1 protein-coding gene and 1 pseudogene are annotated in these 1,231 nt (G+C 38.3%); both read left to right on the top strand.

Going from position 1 to position 1,231, the window contains the following annotated elements:
- Nucleotides 1-245: pseudogene (locus tag ACFIKE_RS10840) on the top strand (RNA pseudouridine synthase); the annotation flags it as partial.
- Between the two features lie 147 nt (nt 246-392).
- Nucleotides 393-1,231: RNA polymerase sigma factor RpoH (gene rpoH, locus ACFIKE_RS10835; RefSeq protein WP_375649915.1), on the top strand; the 839-nt coding region annotated here is incomplete at its 3' end.

The raw sequence follows: 1,231 nt of genomic DNA, 5'->3' as shown, positions 1-1,231 counted from the left end.
GCGTTCATATGGCTCATATTGGGCATCCACTCATAGGCGATACAGTTTATGGCAACGCTTTTAAAACAAAATCAAACGCATTCAACCCCACTATTAGAAATGCAATCGATCAATTCAACAGACAGGCACTTCATGCCGCAAGTCTCACTTTTGAACACCCTTCTACCGGTAAAATTATGTCATTTTCCACACCACTACCTCAAGATATGGCTAAACTTATTAAGCATTTAAAAAAAATGAATTGAAACTTTTCTCCTTCTCAAGATTTCACAATAAAATATCTTTTTTTGAACAAAATTGAAAAATATGCTAAAGTAGATGCACGCAGGTATTACTATCTGAAACATCGAATTTGCCTTATCAGGGAATTCAGACAAAAGGAGGGTGCTATTATGGCCCATATGAATTTGTTATCAGTAACCACAGGCGATGGTGGATTAAACCGTTATTTGGAAGAGGTGCGTCGTTTTCCAATGCTTGATCCAAAAGAAGAATATATGTTAGCTCAACGTTATCGTGAGCATAATGATTTAAAAGCAGCGCATAGGCTGGTAACCAGTCATTTGCGTCTTGTAGCTAAAATCGCGATGGGATATCGTGGCTATGGACTTCCCATTGGGGAAGTCATTTCAGAAGGCAATGTTGGACTCATGCAAGCTGTTAAGCGTTTTGAGCCAGAACGTGGTTTTCGTCTTGCAACCTATGCAATATGGTGGATTAAAGCATCAATTCAAGAATATGTATTGCGGTCTTGGAGTTTGGTGAAGATGGGGACAACAGCTAATCAAAAGCGCTTGTTTTTTAACCTTCGTAAATTAAAAAGTAAACTTCAAGCACTTGATAACGGTGATCTCAATGCAGAACAAGTAAAAGAAATTGCAACTCAGTTGCATGTCTCAGAAGATGAAGTTATATCAATGAACCGCCGACTTGGTGGTGACACTTCACTCAACGCACCCCTTCGTACAAAAGAAGGGGAAAACAGCGAGTTGCAAGATTGGTTGGTGGATGAATCTAACGATCAAGAACAAATTTTAATTGAAAAAAGTGAATTGGAAAATCGTCGTTCCATGCTTATAAATGCCATGGACAATCTCAATGAACGCGAAAGACGTATATTCAAAGCACGTCGTTTAAACGATATACCATTAACTCTAGAAGAACTCTCTGGTGAATTTAACATTAGTCGAGAACGAGTAAGACAAATTGAAATGCGTGCATTTGAAAAAGT

The organism is Bartonella sp. MU70NMGDW (assembly GCF_042194085.1).
GTDB classification, from domain to species: Bacteria; Pseudomonadota; Alphaproteobacteria; order Rhizobiales; family Rhizobiaceae; genus Bartonella; species Bartonella grahamii.
Note: the sequence above shows the minus strand (reverse complement) of the source record. Positions and strands in the feature narration are given on the sequence as shown.